The organism is Pseudomonas sp. B329 (genome assembly GCF_023127835.1).
Lineage (GTDB): Bacteria > Pseudomonadota > Gammaproteobacteria > Pseudomonadales > Pseudomonadaceae > Aquipseudomonas > Aquipseudomonas synxantha_A.
Map to the genome: position 1 here is coordinate 158,791 of NZ_SPKP01000058.1, position 21,175 is coordinate 179,965.

General features: G+C 59.6%; 12 protein-coding genes. All 12 read right to left on the reverse strand.

The window, feature by feature from the left end; translation table 11 throughout:
* Window positions 1–19 precede the first annotated feature (19 nt).
* Entirely contained in the window at window positions 20–325 is a 306-nt protein-coding gene (locus E4P00_RS25815) for a hypothetical protein (protein WP_122482199.1), read from the reverse strand.
* Window positions 322–792 carry a DNA/RNA non-specific endonuclease gene (locus E4P00_RS25820; RefSeq protein ID WP_128876260.1) on the reverse strand — a complete coding sequence of 157 codons (471 nt, stop codon included), beginning with the start codon at window positions 790–792 and terminating at the stop codon, window positions 322–324. Before E4P00_RS25820 ends, E4P00_RS25815 begins: the two co-directional genes overlap by 4 nt.
* Before the next feature lie 152 nt (window positions 793–944).
* Window positions 945–1,388 carry a hypothetical protein gene (locus E4P00_RS25825; RefSeq protein ID WP_248133312.1) on the reverse strand — a complete coding sequence of 148 codons (444 nt, stop codon included), beginning with the start codon at window positions 1,386–1,388 and terminating at the stop codon, window positions 945–947.
* A 206-nt stretch (window positions 1,389–1,594) separates the two neighbouring features.
* Entirely contained in the window at window positions 1,595–2,068 is a 474-nt protein-coding gene (gene comJ, locus E4P00_RS25830) for a competence protein ComJ (protein WP_116666376.1), read from the reverse strand.
* Window positions 2,068–9,984 (reverse strand): DUF637 domain-containing protein, encoded by a 7,917-nt coding sequence (locus tag E4P00_RS25835; protein ID WP_248133313.1) that lies wholly within the window; start codon window positions 9,982–9,984, stop codon window positions 2,068–2,070. The genes comJ and E4P00_RS25835 overlap by 1 nt, the downstream gene beginning before the upstream one ends.
* A gap of 30 nt (window positions 9,985–10,014) precedes the next feature.
* Entirely contained in the window at window positions 10,015–11,736 is a 1,722-nt protein-coding gene (locus tag E4P00_RS25840) for a ShlB/FhaC/HecB family hemolysin secretion/activation protein (RefSeq protein WP_005783598.1), read from the reverse strand.
* A gap of 477 nt (window positions 11,737–12,213) precedes the next feature.
* Window positions 12,214–12,696 carry a poly-beta-1,6-N-acetyl-D-glucosamine biosynthesis protein PgaD gene (pgaD, locus tag E4P00_RS25845; RefSeq protein WP_078819978.1) on the reverse strand — a complete coding sequence of 161 codons (483 nt, stop codon included), beginning with the start codon at window positions 12,694–12,696 and terminating at the stop codon, window positions 12,214–12,216.
* 2 nt (window positions 12,697–12,698) lie between these two features.
* The gene (pgaC, locus tag E4P00_RS25850) at window positions 12,699–14,039 is read right to left on the reverse strand and encodes a poly-beta-1,6-N-acetyl-D-glucosamine synthase (protein ID WP_248133314.1); all 1,341 of its coding nucleotides are present in this window, start codon (window positions 14,037–14,039) and stop codon (window positions 12,699–12,701) included.
* A 2-nt stretch (window positions 14,040–14,041) separates the two neighbouring features.
* A complete protein-coding gene (gene pgaB / locus E4P00_RS25855) occupies window positions 14,042–16,045 on the reverse strand; it encodes a poly-beta-1,6-N-acetyl-D-glucosamine N-deacetylase PgaB (protein WP_248133315.1) in 2,004 nt (667 codons plus the stop codon).
* Window positions 16,046–16,057: 12 nt separating this feature from the next.
* Window positions 16,058–18,538: a poly-beta-1,6 N-acetyl-D-glucosamine export porin PgaA gene (gene pgaA, locus E4P00_RS25860; protein ID WP_216090542.1), complete on the reverse strand. Its 2,481-nt coding sequence runs from the start codon at window positions 18,536–18,538 to the stop codon at window positions 16,058–16,060.
* A gap of 338 nt (window positions 18,539–18,876) precedes the next feature.
* Complete coding sequence (locus E4P00_RS25865) at window positions 18,877–20,373, reverse strand: YdgA family protein (protein WP_032878495.1); 1,497 nt, start codon at window positions 20,371–20,373, stop codon at window positions 18,877–18,879.
* Between the two features lie 146 nt (window positions 20,374–20,519).
* Window positions 20,520–21,152 (reverse strand): NADH:ubiquinone oxidoreductase subunit N, encoded by a 633-nt coding sequence (locus tag E4P00_RS25870; protein ID WP_116666385.1) that lies wholly within the window; start codon window positions 21,150–21,152, stop codon window positions 20,520–20,522.
* Window positions 21,153–21,175: the final 23 nt, after the last annotated feature.

Genomic DNA, 21,175 nt, shown 5'->3' on the forward strand with positions numbered 1-21,175 from the left:
ATTAATTTCACACTTTTACTCACGGATAAACGAAATTCGTCTTTACTTGCCCACCAACATCGTAACTCATCACAAAAGAACTCCAGTTCTCACCCCGCGATGCTGCGCTAGCCTTCAACTCCTTAATTAATCGATACAAAACAGCACCATTGAAATCAGTTTGCGGCTGCTCATTTACCACGCCATTTTTCTCAATGGAGATTTCTTCAACCATGTATCCATCGCACACCTCAGTCTCATACCTGAAGGCATCATAATCTTCAACAATTCCTGACTGAAGCAATTCAAATATACTTTTAACAATTTCTATATCTTTGGTAATCATTCTTTATGCTCCGGTATTCTGCGAGCTTCATTTTCAAATCGAACAGTTTGACGCTTTCCATCGATTATATAAGTAACATCCAACGTATCTGGGCGCAACGATCGAGGATCTTCGCGATTAAATTTTATAGTTGTCGGTCCTACTACTTTATTTGGATCGTTCAAAGCGCTCTTGATTTTGTGTTCGTAAAATACCTTATACGCTGAGCTATTGAAATTCTGATCTTGGGCGAACAAGTTGTAACCATCGCATGTCCCACCCTGACTACACGCTTGTGCGTGTCCGCCTACATCAGTTTCTCTACCGGTCTTCCCAGCAGCAGTTTGCCTCGCGTCCCGTGGAACCTTGATATCAACCGGGGTGAACGTGAGCTCTTCGACTAGACCTCTACTGTCGGTTACAAAAGTAGTGCCGTTGTCCAGCTCATAACGCTGGTTGGGCATACGTGCTTCTGGATTGTTGAGCATTTCGTACTCAGGCGATCCTTTGACTGGCTTACTGCTGTCGACTTTGATTGTTTCAGCCGTTGGTGTGTCTTGACGATTCTAACAAAAGGGGACAGATTTATTTAATAGCTCCCAGCGCAAATTTAAATAAATCAGCACCCCCTTTTCTCGCGTCATTTAACACAGCACACCTGATCATCAGAAAGATAATAAAGTCCCTCCAGCTTTCCGCAAATGGAAGGAAGACCGAAAACCGGTTCTGAGGCATAAGAAATAGGCAACTCGGATCTAATCAAACCGGCGAACTCCGAACTTTCCCACGCGGGAGTTACTATACCGCTCCAAAAATTTACTGTGCCCCCCTTATCAGACAATATAAAAGGCTTTACGTATTCAATTACGGCATTGGAGTCCCAATATAAATAACCGCGATACACAGCGCCACTTTCACCAAGAAAATCAGTTCGAACGATAATCTGAAAATCTGAGCACGTTTCCTGTTCGGCGAGGGGGCGTACAGTTGATTCATCCTCCACGGTGTCGTCCATCGGAAAAAACCAAACGCTATAGCTATCAAGATCATCAATCGTTAGCTCATATACTTGTTTGCCCGACACAAATCGCCCCTATGTAATTAAATACAACAAAAGGGGGGCAGATTTAATCAATGGTCTTTGCACTACCACCACGAATTAAACAAATTCGCCGCCTTCCCCAAACTACCTGAACAACTAGGTAACGAATAAAGGGGACAGATTTATTTAATAGGCTTTATTACCGCTATCTCGAATTAAAATAAATCCGCCCCCATTTCTCCGAAATTTTATCCCGCAGGAACCGCATCGATATCAAACTCACCTTGCTCGTCAATTTCGACGTCCGCTCTCAACACCTCAAAATCGCAGCCCCCTAAATTCAAATGGACATTTATTTCATACACTGCACTTGAGGAGGGCCTTATAAATTCGACCTGAAGAGAATAATCTCCTTCAGGCAGTTCTAGAGGAACCGTACTCGAAATACTACCAACCTCAATATTTCTATCTATTACCGAGAAGGGAACTTTAAAGGCCCGAACCACGTCTGCGCTTATAGCGGGCACTTGTTCGTTAATGAAAAAGCTAATTATATGATCCCCTTCGTCAATCAAAGCTCTAAAAGAGACACTCCCTAACCTCCACGCAAATCCTTGCGCATAACTACGATCACTCCAATCATTATACGGCTGATCAAGCGAACTCAAAAACACGCAAAATTGCGAATAAGACAAATATATACTTTCTCTAAACCTAGCCATTAGTCCACCACCTTAATTCTGACTTTCTCGCCATCGGGCAGTCCGCGACATGCATTACCTATACATGCGCCAGCCCCCATATTATCTTTCGGGCTTATGGGTCTAACACTCGCTCCAGTCCCACCCTCTTTAAACATTGCCGGTGGATACTCATCTAACTGTTTCCCAGGGACCTTAGGAAGACCACCAATAGAGTCCTTTCTGTTTCCGGGAGCACCAGGCCTATCAATTGTTAATACATCAGGATGACCGGCATTTTGCGCATCTGAAATATGCTCTGCCGCTTCCCCATATTTCCCACGGGATATTAATATTTCCTTTGACACTAACGGTACGTCAGGAGACGCAGTTTCACCCTGAGTAGCTTTCCCTTTCCCAGAGCGAGACGGCAATGCTACTCCGACTCCAGCCTTTATAGCCTCTGCACCCAGTTTAACCAATGCTCCGCCACCTGCAGAGCTGATATCTGCTGCAATTTTGCTAGAAGCGTCGAGGTTGTTCCCTATCACAAAACCTACAGCGGAGGCAGCGCCACCCTGCTTTTCGGATCGAAGCCTACCTACCAGATCGACAAGTTTCTGGTCATCGTTCGCCAAGGAAGTAGCAATACCTCGGCAGCGTTGCGGATCGCGTGCGCAAAGCGCATCCAACTCGTCATTTCTCCGCTGATCAAGTTCCGCATAACGCTGCCTGACCTCACGCTTCTCTTGCTCGGTAGTCTTGCTATCTACCTCCCGAAGCATTTCCTCGACTTCTTCGTGGTAAAGATAGTTAAACGTCGTTGCCTTCTGAGCAATCTGAGAGCCCTTGTCCAAATCTCCGTCGACAGCCGCTGCCGCTAGCAAGCCTGTTAGTTGTGAAAGCATCAGCGTGATGTCGTCATTGCCTTGAGCAGCCCACACCAACTGATTGATGAGTGCCTCATTCAGCCCGGCAGCGGCAGCACCGGTTTTGAAATCGCTACCTGTGGCTTCAGCCAGCAATCCCCCCATCAAAGCGTGCGCAATAATCTTTTGAGGGCTGCCATTGGGGAACGTGACGTAATCACCCACCCAATTAAAACCGGTAGCCATTGCAACGTTGCCAGCCTCTCCCAACAAGGCCGCATTGAAGTTGTCGCCAAAGCTTCCCCCTTGAATGGCCGTCGATATTCCGCTAGAGATCACCGCCCGGCCACCGGTACGCAGCGCGATATCGCCCGCTGACGTCCAGGTGAAAATATCTTTGGAGGAGTTCGTAACCGCCAAGGTTGAACCCGTACTCGGGGTAACACCTTGGACTGTGCTTGTACTTGTGCCTGCACCTGCGCCGTCAGCACCAGCGAACCAATTGGTGTCGGCATACTCAAGAGCCCCCGCCGTGAACCCGGCGACTGCTGCGCTTTTCAGGCTATTGGCGCTGACCGTTTCCTTAAGCGCTGCACCCAAATTGCCTTTGTTGTTGATGGTGCTGGTGACTGCCGTCGTACTCAGGCTGGTGCTCACCGCAAGGGTGGCTCCCTGCAACCCGAATCCTACCGGCCCCATAATCGCCGCCATCATGATCGCAATCGCAATCTTGGCACCGGCACCCAGCCCCGAGTTGTCGTACTTGAAGCTCTCGTGAATCTCTTTCACCTGGCGCCAATCAATGTCGCCACGTGCCTCAGCTTGCTTGAGCCAGGCCAAATTAGGATCAGCCTTGACCATCGCATCAACGGTCTGGCTTACAGTCTGCTGATCGACCTGTTTGACGTCGATACGAATGCCTTCGGCGGCCTTGATGACAAGCTGTCCTTGGGCAACCAACTCGCTCTGACGCAAGGTTTCGTCTGTATTACCTTTGCCCTTAGCGCTGAACCACGAGAGGTCGCTTTTGCTCTTAGTGTGGCTCTCATCGTGCAGGTCCTTGACGCCTTCAAAGACAATTGCACCACCGCTATCAAGGATGATGTCCTTGCCGCTATTAAGCTTCGCAACTTGATACAGCTGGTCGCCGTCGCTTTTAAGGACTAGGTTGCCACCTGTCTTGATCTCGGTCCCTACCTGGGTGGTGCGGGTCACTTCATCCATCTGCGCCTTTTTAGCGCCCCAGCTTCCCTTCTCCTTCATGTCATACAACGTATGCGTACTGTTCTCAGCCGCCAACAAACTCAACTTATCCCCGCTATACAGATAAGCCTCATTCCCCGCACTGATCCTGCTCGCCACAATCGTGGTGTCACGCCCAGCCTGGCTGACAAAATCCCCACCCGCCGTCAGCACGCTCGCCACTTGAGTGGTCTGGTCGTCCGAGGTCTTGATGCGTTTTTTGCCGTCCTTTTCCTTGCCCTCGACGTTGTGCATGTCGCTGACCGAGGCGACGTTGAGGTCGCGGCCGGCAGCGATGGTGAGGTCTTTGCCGGCGGTGGCATTGCTGCCAATGATGTTGACGTCTTGCCCGGCCTGCATGTTGAGGTTGCCGCCCGCCGTGACGCTGGCGGCGAGGTTTTTGACGTCGGTGGTGATGCTGGATTTCTCGCCGCCGTCGCGGGTCTCGTGTTTGACGCTGGTGTCGCTGGCGGCGATGAGGTTGAGGTCGCGGCCGGCGGTTAAATTAGCGTCGTTGCCAGCGGTGAGTGCGCCGCGGTTGGTGAGGTCGCGGCCGGCGTCGATGGCGAGGTTTTCGCGGGCGACGATGGTGCCGGCGCTGGTGTCGGTGAGGGTGCGCATACCGGCGCCGTCACGCACCTGGATGGCGGTGGTTTCGTTGGTGATATCACCTTTGAGCGCCGTGAGGCTGACTTGCTTGCCGCGGATTTCGCCGGCCATGGCGTTGCGAATGCTGTCCTGGGCCAGCAGGTTGAGGTTGTTGCCGGCTTCGACCAGGCCGCCGGTGTAGATACTGCCGCTGCTGATGGCAGAGAGGTTGTTGCTGGCGCGCAGGGTACCGACGTTGATCAGGTCGCCGCCGGTGACCAGGTTGAGGTCGCGGCCCTGGATCAGGCTGTTGCCGCGCACGTTGCGCGAGTCGGCCTGGGCCAGGTACAGCACCGGTACGAGCACGGTCTGGCCGTCGACGACGCGGTTTTCCATCCACACGATGTCGTGGGTCAGGGCGCCGACTTGCTGGTCGGTGAGCGCCACGCCCAGGCTCAGGCGCAGGGCGTCTTTGCTGGCAAGGCCGTTGTCCATCAGGTAGCGGAACTGGTCGGCGTCGCTGTACAGGCCACCGGCGAGGAAGCGTTGGCCGGTTTGCGCGAGGACGGCGTCGCGGATCAGGCGGGTTTCGTACTGGCCGTCACCGAGGCGGCGCCAGGCATTGTCGGAATTGAAACCGAGTTTGCCGAGCATGTAGTCGGAGCTGAAGAAGCCCGACGTCGAGGTGAATTCGGGGTTGGTCTCGATCAGGTAGTGGCTGGTGGGGTCGGCGTTTTTGACGAACAGGCCGTACTCGCCCTTGGGCAGTTGGAAGGTCGGCGAGCTGGTGGGGTCGACCGGCGCGAAGGCGGTGCCGGTGTAGTCCACGGGCACGAAGCCGCCACCGGGGGCCACACCTACTACGGGCAATACGCTGCCGGGCGCCTGGGCGCTCGGGTCGTTGGCGTGTTTGCTCAGGTTGATGTTGATGCCACCGACGGGGATGCCGGTCTGGTCGTCGCCGAGGGTGCCGGTCAACTGGGCCAGGGTGTTGTTGTGCAGCGTGCCGTTTTGCAGGGTGCGGGCGACGTTGAGGTTGACCGTGCCGCCGGCTTGCAGGGTGGCGTCGTAGCCGGGGCCGCTGTTGTTGGTCCAGGTGGTGACGTCACTTGCGTAGGCGAACGGCAGGCTATTGGGCGAGCGGCTTTTGAGTTCTTCGAAGCGCGCCTTGTCGAAATTCCCGGCCGCCGTGGCCGCATTGAACGCGGGCACGTCGACATATTGCATGCGTTCAAACAAATCGTCGGAGACGTGACCTGGGGTGCCGATGACAAGCTTGCGCTGGCCCGTGCGCGTGGCGGCGCCCTGATTGAGCAGGTCACCGGCAGTGATGCTCAGGTCGCCATTGGCGGCCATCAGGCTGTAGCGGTTCTGCACATTGTCGCCTTGCAGCAGCATGTTTTTGCCCGCCACCAGGCGCGCCGCTACCGAGTCCTTGGTCGCCGCCTCAAGGTACGTCTCGTAGATGGTGATCTCGCCACGTTCCCAGTTGTCGCTCTCGCCGCAGTGCTGGCCACAGATCCAACTCAAGCTGCCGGTGGTCAGTGTCTGCCCGAGTTCGAATTCGTCTTTGGCGTTTTCGATAAAGCCCGCATTGATGCCGATCGAACCTTCGCTTTCCACGGTGCCGGAGCGGTTGCTGAACAGCACGGCACGCCCGCCATCGCGGGCGGCGAAACTCAGGTTGCCTTTGCTGTAGACATCGCCATAGCTGTTGCTGAAGCCATTGCTGCGCAGGGTCATGTCACCGCCGCTGAACAGCAGCGTGTCGGCGGCATTGGTAATGCCGTTGACCGCAGTGAGGTTCACTGCGCCCTGGGCACCGAGGGTGCCACGGTTGTTGATTTGCGCGGCGGCGATGTCCAGTTGCTGGCGGGCGGTGAGGAAGCCGAGGTTGTCCAGGGTGCCGCCCAGGGTCAGGCGGGCATTGGTTGCGGCCAGGCGGCCGCCGTTCTGGCTGAGGTTGTTGGCGGCGACGGTGAGTGTTTGCAGGGCCGAGACGCGGCCGCTGTTGGTGATATCGCCGGTGGTGATGCTGATGTCACCGTCGCTGAGCAGTTCGCCGCCGTTGTCCAGGCTGGCCACGTTGAGGATCAAGCCCTTGGCGCTGGCCATGCGGTCGCCGGCCTTGAGGGCCAGCCCCTGGTCGCTCTTGTAGGTGAGCACGTCGTTGAGTTGCACACGGCCCAGGCCATCGACGTTGCCGAATGCCCAGTCGGCGCTGCCCATGCCCTGAATATTGCCCTGGCTGCCTTCGATGCTGGCGGTGTTGAGGTGGAACAGGCCGGTGCCGGCGTGTTGCAGCATCCCGTTCTGGTTGTTGAAGCTGGCGGCGTCAAGGCTGAAGGCCTGGCTGCCGAATTCGAGGGTGCCGTTCTGGTTGTTCAACGCACCGCTGAGGTTGACGCGGCTGCTGGCGCCGCCCAGGGCACGCAGTTGCCCGTTGGCGCTGTTATCGAGGTTGCCGCCAGTGAGGGCCAGGCCCTGGTTGGCTTCGACCAAACCGCCCTGGTTGGTGAGGGTGTCGCGTGAGGTCAGGTTGATCTGATTGCCGCTGACCTGGCCGCCCGCGCTGTTGTCGAGGGTGGCGCCGCTGACGGTCACTTGTTCTTTGCCGAACAGTTTGCCGCCACGGTTGGCCAGGGCTTCGACGGTGAGTTGCAGGTTGCCGACCAGGCTTGCCATCAGGCCGCCGCTGGCGTTGTCGACGCTGTTCGCGGTGACGGTCAGGCTGTCGCCCTGCACGGTGCCGCCCTGGTTATCCAGGCGGGTGGTGTTCAGTTCGGTGAGGGCGCCGCCGCTGAGGATCAGGCCCTTGCGGTTGCTCACATCCTGGCCGCTGTAGCTCAGGCCTTCGGCGCCGGCCAGCAGTTGGCCGTTGTCGTTGTTCAGGTGCTGGGCGGCGATGTCCAGGCGCTTGCCGCGCAGGGTGCCACCGTCGTTGTTGAGGGTGGTGAGCTGCTTGACCAGCACGCTGCGTTCGCCCGCGTCGATCTGGCCACCGACGTTGGTGAGCAGGTCGCTGACCTGGAGCACCACATCACCGCCATCGCTGACCAGCGCGCCTTTGTTGCTGTTGTTGAAGGTCTGTGCGGTGACGTCGACGGTCTGGCCCAGCAGGATGCCGGCGCTGTTGTCGAAGCGCTCGCCTTGCAGCTGCAGCAGGCCCTCGCTCTGAATGCGGCCCTGGGCGTTGAGCAACTGACCCGGGCCCTTGAGCAGCAGGCTTACGCCCTGGGCGCCACCGGCCAGCAGGCCGGCGTTGCGGTTGTCGAGGCCGGAAGCGCGTACGTCGAGTTGGTCGCCCAACACGCGCCCGGCGCGGTTGTCGATATCGCCGCCAGCCACGTCGAGCAGCAGTTGTTTGCCGACAATCGTACCGCTCTGGTTATCCAGGTGGGCGGCGTGCAGTTCGATATCGCCCTGCCCGGCCTGCAAGCGGCCCTGGGCGTTGTTGAGCTGTTGCGCGGCGGTGAGGGTGAGCTTGCCGGTGTCGGCGCTCAGTACGCCGCCTGCGTTGCTGCTGAGGGTACCGGCAGTAACGTTCAGATCGGTGCTGGCCTGGGCGAAACCCTGGTTGTTGTTGAAGGTGTTGGAAATGGCGAGGTTGAGTGCACCACCGTCGGCCTGGATCAAGCCCTTGAGGCTGTTGTCGAGATTGCTTGCATTGACGGTCGCGGTTTTGCCCACCAGTACGCCGTTCTGGTTGTTCAGGGTGCCGGCGTTGACGGTCAGGTCGTTGGCGATAACTTGCCCGCCGCTGTTGTTCAGTTCGGCACTGGTGAGCACCAGGCTACCACCGGCCATTTCTATACGGCCCTGGCGGTTGTCCAGCGATGCGCTGTTGAGCGTGGCGGCCTGGCCTTCGCCGAAGCGGATCAAGCCGCCGAGGTTGACGATGGCCGGCGAGTTGATCGCCAGGCTCTGCTCGCCGAACAGGCGGGCGCTGGCGCCCTGGTTGGTGAGTTTGGCGCTGCTGACCTCGACGGTCTTGGCCTGGATGATCGCGCCCTGGTTGGTCAGCGCTTGCGCGGCGGTGATCGCCAGTGCACGGCTGGCCAGCAGGTTGCCGCTGGCGGTGACGGTTTGCGCGTTCACCACCAGATCGCCCGTGGTGTTACGGCTGTTATCGGCGGCGACGCCGGCTTCGATGATGCCGGGGTTGTTTACGCTGGCCGCGTTGATCTCGATGCGCTGGCCGGCGGCGATGCTCTTGCGGTTGACCAAAGCCTGGGCGCTGGTGACCTGCACGTTGCCGTTGGCGTAGATCTTATCGGTGAGGTCGACGTTTTGCGCGGTGACTTTGACGTTACCGGTGGCCGCCGCCTGCGCCATGCTCAGGCGCCCGTTGGCGTCGAGCTGAATATCGCCACCACTGGCGGCCAGGGTGCCGTCGAGCTTCACGCCCACACCGGCCTCGGTACCTACCAGTTTGATCGCGCCGGCATACATGCCGCCCAGGGCCGAGGAGTCGATCGCCAGCTCGGGCTTGGCGCTGCCGTCGTCGGCACGGGCGGTGGTTTTCAGGCTTTGCGCGTCGACGTCGTTGCGCCCGGCGATCACGTTGAGTTCGCGGGCGTTGATTTGTGCGTTGATCTTGGCCGAGCGGGTGATGATGTCGAAGCGTTCGACGTTGCTGGCGTTCAAGCCCTGGCCGTCGATGGTCACGGCGCCGCCGTCCACTTCATAGCGCTGCAACTGGCCGCTTGCGTCGAGCACCGGTTTGCCGGTGGTGAGGGTGACGTTGGGGGTGTTGATAAAGCCGCAACCGCTGCACGTCACGCCGTACGGGTTGGCCACGATGACCTTGGCCGACTGCCCCGCCACTTCGGTGTAGCCGCGCAACTGGCTGGGGCTGCCGCCGTTGACTTCGTTGAGGATGACGTTCGCCGCGCCGCCCTTGAGGTTGGGGTTGCCGACAATGATCCCGCCCAGTTGGGTGTTGACCATGGCGCCGTTGCCATTGTTGAGGATCACGCCGTTGGGGCCGACGTTGTAGTCCTTGAACTGGTTATGGGACAAGCCCGCGCCGTTGGGGGTGGCGATGTTCACCACCGGCACGCCATTGCCCGCCGCACCCACGGTGGTGCCCGGCGCACTGACCACAATGCCCTCGGCCTGGGCCAGCAGCGGCTGCCAGAACAATGCGTTGGCAAGGATCAACGCCAGCCCGCGCTTGGGCAGGCCGAAGAACGCGTCCCGGCGCTTCAGGGCGGCAGAAGGTTGGCGGGCCAGGAAGGCGAATTGGCGAACATCCATTGTCAGGCTCTCATGCAGCGGGGCGTTGAATTACAGGAAAAAATCCATGCGGAAGTAGATCGGCGCTTCGCGCTCGGTGACTACACCGGGTCTTTCTAACGAATGAGCAAAGGTCACGCTGGTGCTCACGTGTTTGCCACGGGCGAACAGCTCCAGGGAGTTGCTGGACACCCGGCCATGAACGTTGTCGTTATAGCGGTCGTTGCGGATCACGCCCTGGTCGTAACCGACGCTGGCGCCGTATTCGAAGAAGGCCGGGCGCATCCAGTCGAGGGTCACCGGGCGTGCCCAGCGCACTTCGTTGCGCCAGTAGCCGCCGCTGTCGCCGGTCAGCAATTGGTCCTTGAAACCGCGCACCGAGGCCGAGCCGCCGAGGCTCATACGCTGCGGCGAAAACAGCGGGTCTTCACTGCGCTGCCCGGTGGCCAGGCTGCTGAAGCTGAACGACTCGCCCCACAGGCTGAACGGTTGCAGGTAGCTGACCGTGGCGGTGTATTTGCGGTAGCGCGAGTTCGGTTGGCGACGGCCTGCTGGGTCACGCTCGTCTTGGGCCTGGGCGTCGAGCAGGCCGATGCCGCTTTGCATGCCCAGGTCCAGGTTGACGAAGGCACTGCCGATGCGCCGCCCGTGGTTGACGCCCAGTTGCAGTTCGCTGAGGCGGTTGCTGCTGGGTGCGGTGCGCACGTCGAGGATGTAGTTGTTGGTGCGCAGGTGCGCCAGGCCGACGTTGACCGAGGTCTTGCTGACGTCGTCGCGATGGATCACCCGCTCGGCGCGCAGTTGGTGGTTCTGGTTGTCGCCGTCCTGCTTGTATTTGAAGCCGTCGGCGATGCCGTAGGTGCGGTAGTCGCTCTCGCTGTAGGTGTAGCTGAAGTTCCACCAGCCCCAGGGCACGTTGTAGTAGAGCATGGTGTTTTTCGAGGTTTTCTGGTGGTCACTGATGGCGTCGTGGCCGCCGCGCAGCATCAGTTGGTCGCCGAGGCCGAGTGGGCTGTCCCACTCCAGGCCGGCGCCCCATTGCTGCTCACCGGTGCTTTTCTGCCCGTCGTTGTTGCGCGACAGGCTGGCGCGCCAGGGCTTTTGCGCGGTGTTCTTGACCACCACGTCGCTACCGCCGATCTGCTTGCCGGGGGTGAGCTCCATCTGTGCTTGTTTGGACGGCAGGCGGTTGAGCTGGTCCACCAGTTGCTCGATCTCGCGCAGGTTCAGCGCTTCACCGACCTTGCCGGGAAAGGCCATGGCCAGTTCGCGGTCGGTCACTGTGCTGCCTTCGGCGCTGCGCAAGGCTTCGAGTTTGCCTTCCACCACCAGCACTTGCAGGTGGCCGGTGGAAAGATCCTGTTGCGGCAGGTAGGCACGGCTGGTAACGCGGCCTTTGCCGAGGTAGTAGTCGGTGATGGTTTTGAGCAAATCGTTAAGCTGCGACACGCCCAGGCATTGGCCGATGTAGGGCTTGAGCAGGCGCTCGCGCTCGGGCGCCGGCAGGCTGTCGGCACCTTTGAGTTCGATGGTTTTGATCGGGAAGCACCGAGTGTCGGCAGGGCTTGCCGGGGCTTGGGGCTTTTCCGCTTTGCCGGGCAGGTCCTGGAGTTCCTGGAGGCGCCGCTGCTGCTCTTCGAGCAGGCGATTCTGCCGGTCGCGGATCAAGTCCTGATCGCCAGGCGTGGGGGCGGCGGATGCACTGTTCAGGCTCAGGCAGGTGAGCAGGAACGTGCAGAGAAGAAACCGAGTCCGTGGCAATAACGAAGACATGTTCGATCCATCGAAAATCAAGGGCCGCGAAACTAACATCGAACTTCCAGCTAGCCTAGAAACGGGCGAAGTTGGGTCGCTCGCTGAAATAGTCTTCAAGCTATTGATTAATAAAGATAAATTTTCATCAAAAGGGCCAAGCCTTTTCACCGGAAGTGATTATTCCGACAAGTGGCAGCGATTTTGATGGCAATTCGACGAAGGGTTTTTTGATTGCCATTATTTAGCCATCAAGTTTCGTCGAGTTAGGTTAGTACCGAGGAAAGGAGAAAAGTTCGCGGGGGTTTTGTGAATTGGATCCCATTTATCGGAATTCCAAGGAGAGGGTTGGATCACTGCAATCTAAGGGGTGGGAAATAACCAATGTGGGAGGGGCTTGCTCCCGATAGCGGTGTGTCAGTCATATATCTGGTGACTGACACTCTGCTATCGGGAGCAAGCCCCCTCCCACATTGTGTACTCGCAGCATTGAGGATGTCAGCCAATGCCCTTGTCTTTGTCGGCCCCGGGCACCAGGGTCAGACCGGGGCGCTCGACGTCGCGGGAGACATGGGACTTCACGTCTTCCACTCCGCCCTCCTCGTCGTTGTGGATCACCAGCACGCCGGGTTTGCGAAACTGCTCCAGGTGGCCATCGCCCAGGTTGAAGCTTTCACTCAGGTGCTTGTCGCTCAGGGCATTGGCCTCTGCGCGGCGCTGGGCAAACTGGCGGCCGCGGCGCTGTTGATAGCGCGCCCAGCCGATCAGGATCAACGCGTTGAACAAGGCGATCCACAGGTAGATCTGCAAGGTGTTGAGCGCGGCAAAGATCGGCGCCTCGATGCGTGGGCCGCCATGGGTCTCGAGCATGGCACCGATGCCACGTGCCAGCAGCCAGACCAGCCCGCCCCAGGCCAGCAGGGTCAGCAACACATCGATGATCCACATCACAGGGCTTTGGCGAGTTCTGACCAGTTTCATGCTCACGCCTCCTCTCCGGCAGGTTTAATTCCGCGATCCGGGCTGACCCAGCGTGCGCGCTTCTGATGCTGGTTGAACAACACCTTGGGAAAGCTCACCAGCGTGGTGAACAGGCTCACCAGCCAGAACACCATCGGGTACCACACGGTCCAGAACAGGGTTTTCCACAGGTCTTTTTCGTAGCGCCGGTCGATCAGGATGCTGACCGCAAACTGCAGCAGGCACACCATCGCCAGCACCAGGCCGGTAAACGCGGGTGGCACCAACGAGTCCACGGTAATCGCCGCCGGCAGCGTGACGAATTTACCCACGGCCCAGAAGATCACCGACAGCAGGAAGGTGAAAGCCCAACCGGTGGACAGGCAGTATTCGAACAGCAGCGGCCACAGGTAGCGATGGCGCCATTGCCAGATGCCGCGAATATTCTTGAACAGCACTTCGGCGCCACCCTGGGCCCAGCGCAGGCGCTGTTTCCACAGGCCGCCGACGGTCTCGGGCATGAGGATCCAGCACAGCGCACGCGGCTCGTAGAAGATCGACCAATGATCCAGTTGCAGCTTCCAACTGACATCGATGTCTTCGGTGATCATGTCGGTGCTCCAGTAGTCGATGCGGTCCAGCGCCTTCTTGCGAAACGCCACCACCACACCCGAGACCGTGAAGATCCGTCCGAACACCCGCTGGGTGCGCTTGATCAAGCCGATGATCGAGGAGAACTCGCCGACCTGAACCCGCCCGATCAGGGTGGAGCGGGTACGGATGCGCGGGTTGCCGGTGACGGCGCCCAGGCGCGGGTTGTCGAGCATCGGCGCGACCATGTAGGCCGCCGCGTTCTTGTCGAGCAACGCATCGCCGTCGATGCACACCAGGTATTCGCTGCGGGCGGCCACCGCCCCCATGCGCAGGGCCACGGCCTTGCCCTGGTTCTGCGCCAGGTGCAGCACGCGCAGACGTGGGTGTTGCAGTGCCAGGGCATCGAGTGCCGCTGCGGTGTTGTCGCTGGAGCCGTCGTTGACCGCGATCACTTCGATGTTTGTGTACACCTGGGCCAACGCGGCCGCCATGGTGTCAGCGACGTTATCGCCTTCGTTGTAGCAAGGGATGATGATCGAAATCAGCGGGTTACCGGCCAGGGTCGGCGCCGGGGTGTCTTCCTCCCACGGCCAATGGCGCTCCCAGTGCAGCCAGAAGTACAGGCCGCCGGCGATCCACAGCGCCGACATGAACAGCGGGTAGAAGAACACGAAGTCCATCAGGAACTGCCCGGTGATCAGGAAGATCAGGCCCAGAGGCAGGCCCAATACCAGCGCCAACACGAATAGAGCCAGGATTCTGTCGAACATGATCAAGGATTCCATTGGTTGGAGAGGGCCGGACGTATCGTCTTCAAGTCCGGGGAGTTTTCCAGGAAGTTGTCCGGGTAGTAGCCGAAACTGGTGACGCCCTGGCGTTTGAGTACACCCATCCACTCTGCCAATTGCTCAGCGCTGATATCCGGCGCGGCTTGGGTGCGCCAGTCTTTGGCTTGCAGTTCGAAGACGGTCTTTTCCAGTGCGCCGGGGCGTGCCTTGACCGTGGCCACCAGCTTTTCCAGCCAGGCATTGGAGTCTTTCAGCGACTGGCCTTCCATCAGCGGCATGGCCATGGGCGCCGTCCAGTCGTAGGTCTTGAGGAAGTCATCAAGGTTCTGCGCAAACCAGGCTTCGCTGCCGGGGTTGAGCATCGGCTCGGCGAAGATATTGCGAGCGGTGAGGATCTGCGGGCCGCGAATGGCGCGCACCTTCACGGTCAGCTCGTTGGTGAAATCGGTCAGGTAGCGGCTCTTGAAGCGAGTCCAACGCTGCATCACTGCAGGGTCGGCACGCAGCGCAGCGATATTGTCCGGCAAGCCCTGGGCAGCATAGGCCTTGAGTGCGGCGGGGCTGGCGTCTTCAAAGTCGCTTAGCAGCGCATCGTCGTGATACAGCACGCCGTCGATGGCACTGTTGCTGGTACGCGCCAGGTCTTCGTAGATCTCACCGATGAGCTGCCGTACTTTCGGATCAAAGGGCGACAGGCGCTTGTATTGATCCGGATCGGTAGCAACCTTGCCGGTCTGCGGGTCCCAGCGGGTCACGCGTGGCAGCTTGGCGTCGAGGGCAAAGCTGAGCACCGGCATCCACGCAAACACGCTGGCGTGGGCACGGGTATGCAACTGCCAGGAAACGCGGTTGAACAGGTCGGCGCGCATCGGCAGGTGGCGGTTGGGGAAGTACACCGAATGCACCAGGCCATCACCCTTGGGGTCGGCGTAGGCTTGCAGGAACACCGTGACGGCGCCCATGTCCACTATGCGCTGCACCAGCACATCGAGGTTGTGCGCCTGTTGGACCGGGTCGGGGTCATAGACGTGATCCAGGTCCACATGCACGACGCGCAACGGAGCCTTGGCCTGAACCGAAACCATGCTGCTGGCGAAGTGTTCCCCATCCGGGTCGGAGGCCACCAAAAAGCGCGGGCTGTTCATCAGCTTGTTGGAATCATCCAACCCGTCGTCCAGCGTAAGCGCCATCTCATAGCCGTGTTCACCGACCACCGCCAGGGTGGTGCCATCGGCCGCGCCATACGGCCACACCCATACCCGTGGAGCCTTGCCAGTGACGGTACGGATTTTATTGGAGATGGCTGCTACGTCAGTACGCATCCGCGCCTGGAACTGCGCTTCGGTTTCATAGCGACCGGTCGCCGGATCATAGCGGCGCGTGGTGGCCGCCGGTTCGAGGTTGCCCTGGGGATTGGCGAGTATGCCTTTGTGATTGGCGTCGGTATGGGCGGCGATTTCCACCAGGCCCGATCGGGACACTTCACGAATCTGCTGCCAGGTCAGGAAGTCGCCCCGTGCCCGTGGCGTACCGGCGAAGTCCACCGGCTGGTTCAGCGGCGTGTCGATCCAACTGCCCACCGGCGCCAGCACGGCCGGCCAATTATAGGCCCGCAGGATCGGCATCACGCGGGTGTAGAAGCTGGAATAGCCGTCATCGAAGCTGAGCATCACGGCCTTGGGCGGCAGTGTCGGCCCGCCCCGGCGCGCAGCAAGGACTTGATCCACGCTGACCGCCTGGTAACCGTTCTCCCGCAGCCAGGCCAATTGCTCGATCAAGCGCTCGGTACGCACCGCCACCACGGCCTGGTCAGGGTCGTTGTCCGAGACGTCGTGGTAGGCAATGCCCAGGAAATGGTTCTTCGGCCACGGTGCTTCGCTGGCCAGTGTCGGGCGCTCGGCAGGTGGAACGAATGGCGCGGGTTGCTGGGCGCATGCGGCGGCCAGCATTACACCCAGGACCAGAAAAAAACGACTGAGGAGGGTCATGGTCAGGCTCTTCTAGAAACGGTAAGTGAGGTCCAGGAGCAGGCGCAAATCGCGTTCGCGCTCGCCGTCGTAAGGTCGGCTGACCAGGCTCAGGTTGGCGCCGGCTTCCAGCACGTCATTCCAGCGAAAGCGTTGGCCGTACCCGATCAAGCCGACGCCGCCGGTGGAGTAATCCTTTTGGCTATAGGTACCCGCACCGAGCTGGAACTGCTGACTCCACTGGGTTTCGTAGCGGTGATAAAGCACATGGTTGACGTTGACGGTGGGCAACACGCTGAAGTCGGACTTGGGGTTGAAGTAGATCGTGTCTTCCTTGCTGTTGCGGCTGGCACCGACTTCCAGGCCCAGCTCTACTTGCACTTTGGGCGAGCTGTAGATGCCTTCGCGACCGGTGAGTAAGGCTTCGACGCGGTCGTTGCCATCGCTGAAATGCGACGGGCTGACGGCCAGTTTCCACTCGCGGCTTTCGTTGGCGCGCCAGCGGATAAAACCGCTGCCGCCGTTGGCCGTGACACCTTCATTCAACGCCCGTAACGGTGTGGTGTTAAGCAGGTAGCCAAGGCTGCCGCCGTACTGCCAGTGGTCGTTGATGTCGCGGGCGATCGACACGCTCGCGCCTTGTTTGGCGCCATCGCCATAGGAATGGTTGGACACTTCGGCTTCGATGGTCATATCGCGGGTGCGCCGCTCCACGCCCACACGCTGCCAACGGTGATGGCCGGTACCTTCGGCGAAATCGGCAGTGCCATAACCGACACCGGCGAACAGGCGCCAGTCCTCGTCGATGGGCGGGGTGTAGATCACGCTTTCTATGCCCCAGTCACGGCTACCCGACACGGCGCCGGCCTCTTGGTTGTTGCCGCCTCCGAAGCTTTTACCGGTGTAGGCTTCCACCCGCACTTCGGCCATGTCGTGCACGTCGCGCAGGCGTTTGAGGCGCTGTACCTGGCGGTTGTCCGGGTTACGGGCGACGACGTCATCGGTGAGCAGGTCGAGTTGCCGCCATTCCTGCAAGTCCAAGGCCGTGAAGCCTTGGGACATTTCCACCCCGATGTCACGGGGGCTCTGGTTTTCTGTCTCCTTGAGGGAGTCTTCAGCGCGTCTTGGCCAATCACGGGCACGGTACATTTCTGCCTGGGCCAAACGTACACCGATGCTGCCGGGAGCTTTGCTCCCCAGGTCTTCCAGCGCTTGTTCGCTGGCATTCAGGTCGGCGCCATAGGTACCGGCCTGGGCCGCCAATTGCTGGGCGTCCATCCATTCGTCGTTAGGGTTGCCGATAGGCAAACCCTTGAGTTCAACCCGAGGTTTCTCGGTGCTGGCCAGCTGCGTGGCGACCGCACGCGCCTCATCCACCTGATCGTTTTCCAACAAGGCGTAGAACAGGGCGGTGCTGTCTTTGACATGATCACCGACGTCGGCATCCGCTGCAGTCAGCGCCTGGCGATACAGCGGCGCGGCTTTTTCCGGCAGGCGCTGGTCGAGGTAGGATGCGGCGACCCAGCGCACGGCGTAGGTCGGCAACTGCACGCCTTGGGCGGTGAGCACTTCGTATTCGCGAATCACCTCAGCGGTGCGTGCACGGGCCTTGAGTGCCCCAAGCCGGTCGATACGCCAGCGCACGACGTCGTCGTGGGCAGTGGCGTCCGGAGCCCAGCGGCTGATCAGCTTGTCGTAATCCTGCAGGGCGCGATCGGCGATGACGTAGCGTTCTTTTTCGGTACGCGTAGCGAACTCGGCCATGCGCACGCGCTCGGCGGCAAGGTCGCCTTCCAGGCGGCGCTGGGTGACCGCGTCCACCAGGCCCGGGCGCTTGGCCGACAGACGCAGGGCGGCTTCGGGCAAGCGAGCCTTTTGCAGGGCGACGATGTATTCACGGGCCACTTCCGGTTTGTCGCCGGCACGGATAAAGGCTTGGTCGAACTCGAACAAGGCGTCGTAATTCAAGCCGGCGCGTGTCAGCGCATAACCCAGGGCCATGCGGCGGTTCGGGTCATTGGGTTGCGCCGCCACCATCGTGCGCAAGCGTTGCACCGCTTCGTTGGCCTTGCCGCCATCGGCCTGGGTCAGGGCCTGGCCCAGTTGCAAGTCGACGTTATTCGGTTCACGCAGCAGAGCCTGGCGATAGACCGCTTCGGCCTGAGCCCATTGTTTTTGATTGCGATAGGTGCGCGCCACCGTGGCAAGTGCCTGGGTGGTGAGGTTGCGGTGCTTGCCTTGTGCTTCGTACACCTTGAGCACTTCGTCGTCTTGCCCGGCCCAACCGGCAATCACCAGGTGGTCACTGACCTGGCCTGGGGTTTGGCGTTCGGCAGACAGTTGGCGCAGTTGCGTCAACGCCGGCGTGAAGTGACCGTTGCGGGCCTGGATGATCAGGGCATCGTAGGCGGGATCGGCAAATGCGAGGCCAGGAACCAGCAATTGGCTGCACAGGGCGGCCCCGATAAGCAGACGCAACCGGCCTGAAGCACTGTAGGGGAGGTTTCGCAGCATATCGTGAGCTTCCTTACACACGGAAAGCCCTAACGATAGATGGTCCTGAGCAAAACGCATCAGGGTGTCGGCGTCTCGGGACCCGACCTAGCTTTCCTGTAAGAACTATCTCTTAGCAAAGTAGGGGGAAGTACAATTCAGAACAATTGTTCAGAATTGTGCGGTCGCGATTTTTTGCCCTCACACAAAACGAATGTGGGAGCCGGGTTTGTGTGGGAGTCGGGCTTGCCCGCGATGCAGGCACCGCGGTCGTTCAGCCAGACCGGGGCGATGCTATCGCAGGCAAGCCAGCTCCCACACAAGCCTGCTCCCACATTTTTTTACTGCATTTTCAGCGCTTACTGGGCGCCGCTCACCGCACCGACTTTCGACATCACAAAGCCAATGAACTGCTCAACGGTCATCTTCTGGCCGTTGAAGGTCACTTCGTTGTTGGCGTAGTGCAGCTTGGAAACCACATCGGTGCCCACCAGGGTTGCCAGTTGCGTGCCGACTGCCATGCCGCTGACCATCTCGGCCGCCATCTGCGATTGCTGCTCGATGGCTTTGGGGTCAGTCACACCACCGACCTGGGCTTGCAGGGCGGCTACGTCGCTGATCATTGGCTTGGACAGGGTCAGGTTGGCATCCAGCAGCGCAATCATCTGCTTGCCCAGTTCAACCGGCGGCAGCTCCATGGACGTCGGCTTGGCCAGGTCCACAACCAGGTTGAACTTGCTTTCGCCGTGGGTGGTTTTAAGCGACAGGTTTTCCACCGCCAGTTGCGGCTTGGCAGCCAGTACCTGGTTGACGTTGGCTTCGGCCAGGGCCTGCTCGGCTTCGGTCAATTGCAGTTCCGGCACGGGTTGGCCAGCGGCGGCCGCGGCTTGCACCGGTTGCATCTTGTCCTGGTAGAGCTTGGTCAGCACCAGCATCGCCGGGATATCGACGTTCTTCATGCTCACGGCCATGGCAGCCGAGCCGACTGGTTTGCCCTGATAACCGATCTCGTCGATCTTGTAGTCGACGCGACCGGCCAGGTTGTTGTCCTTGGCTTGGGTAGAGTCTTTCTGCTCGAAGCCCTTGAGGGTCAGCACGGCTTTCTGCGGGCCGAAGGTGACCTTGGTATCGGTCAGTTCCACGGTGTTCTGGCCGGTGTAGAAGCCAAAGGTGGATTTCTCCAGGTTGCTGGCAACAGTCAGGCCAGCCAGTTCCGCTTCGAACGGTGCGCCATTGGCATCGATCGCCGCGACCTTGAGGCTGTTCATGAAGCCATCAGCCTTGACCTTCTGGCCTTCGGCGCTGCTGTCGAATTCCAGGTTGGCGCCAGAGAAGCTCACCGAGGAGGTGTCGTCCTTGAACTCCAGCGGCAGCAATTCGATGTTGCCGCTGACCGAACGGCTGTAGCCGATGTTCGCCACGCCTTTGAGCGGCGACACGTCTTTGCTGGCGGCGAACCATTTTTCAGTGGTGGGGTTCTTTTCCAGTTCGTAGTGACTGGTGGCCATGACCGGCAACCACTTGAGGGTCACCAGGCGCGAGAACGGCAGCGGGCCGTGCTCGATATGGTCGACGAACAGCAACTCAGGGTTCGGGTTGTCTTCACCGAACACGCTGCCCTGGCCCTTGAGGCGATAGTGCGCCGTGCTGCTGAACACGCCACGGTCCAGAGACACCAGTTCCAGAGCCACGCTGCCGTCGACGCCGGCCATGGAGGTCTGCAACTCTTTGTTGGCGTTCTGGATGGCGGTTTGCAGGACCGGCTCCAGTTGTTTACCGGTGTACCAGGCGCCGCCCGCACTGACGGCGCCGATGGCGACAACAAAACCCAAGAAAACAACTGCTGGCTTATTCATGAAGTGACCTGATCAAATCCTGTGAGAAGTGGGCTGTCTTCCTTGAACCCCGAAGGGGTTGGCTCAAGCCCGCCGAAAACGGGGGAAGATTAGCACTGGCGAGCGCAAACGGCCCAGCCTTTCAGAGGGATCAGTTCCGTAGGAGTTCAGGAGTACTCCTGTTCGACTTCATCCAACTGGTGATCAAAACTCTTCAAGCGGGCGGTCCAGGTGTACACCAGCACCTCGAACTCGCGGTGGATCACGGCATTGCCGGGGGTGTCGGTCTTGGGGTCGCAAAAATCCAGTTGGTAGCGCTCGCGGGCCATTTGCGTGGCCACGTCGGACAATTCCCGCGCGTTATCGAGCCAGTGCCTACCGTCTGCGACCTGTCGATCCAGCAGCACGCACTGCTTTTTCAGGACTTCGAGGCTTTTTTCCAGCGGCGTGCCGGTGAGGTCGCCCATGACCTCCTGGAAGGTGCGCCCGGGCTGCCAGTAGCTGCCCCAGAAATAGCGGTCGAATACGGTTTCGACGCGGCGCAGGGCAACCTTGGTGTCCCAGATCGCGACGCGGGTCTTGCCTTGTTCGAGGAGCTTTTTCTTCACTCGCTGGTTTTGATAAGACGCCCAGGCCACCACGCCGATGGACAAGGTGCCGATCACCAGGCAGGCGCTGTCCAGGAACACCATGGCCTTGTCGAGTTGATGGGCGAGCATGACACCGTAGAAATACGCGGCCGATAACAATACCAGTGCGAAGAGCACGCACCAGAAAGCGGGAGCATAAGGGTTTTTCATTATTGGAATCCCCATGAGCAAAC